Genomic DNA, 475 nt, shown 5'->3' on the forward strand with positions numbered 1-475 from the left:
GTACAACGGCTCCTACGACGTCGGCATGATCCGCGGCGCCTACCACTTCGCCACCCCCGACACCACGAGCGGCGCCGCCCAGGCGGACTACTTCGTGGACCGCGGGGGCGCCTGGTCCGCCGACGGACGCACCCTGCCCGGCGTCCTGGACATCGAGTGGAACCCGTACGGCGACGACTGCTACGGCAAGTCGGCGAGCTCGATGGTGAGCTGGATCCGCGACTTCCTCGACCGCTACCGCGCCCGCACCGGCCGCGACGCCGTCATCTACACCGCCACCAGCTGGTGGAAGCAGTGCACCGGCAACTACGCCGGCTTCGCCTCCACCACCCCGCTGTGGATCGCCCGGTACGCCTCCACCGTCGGGGAACTGCCCGCCGGCTGGACCACGTACACGATGTGGCAGTACACCTCGACCGGTCCGACGGTCGGCGACCACGACCGCTTCAACGGCACCCTCGACGGGGTGCGGATC

General features: G+C 70.3%; 1 protein-coding gene. It reads left to right on the forward strand.

Annotated elements, in window-relative coordinates:
- On the forward strand, positions 1 to 475 hold a 475-nt coding region (locus LPA54_RS37540), incomplete at both ends, for a GH25 family lysozyme (RefSeq protein ID WP_267487996.1).

The organism is Streptomyces sp. DH12, assembly GCF_020873895.1.
Classification (GTDB): Bacteria; Actinomycetota; Actinomycetes; order Streptomycetales; family Streptomycetaceae; genus Streptomyces.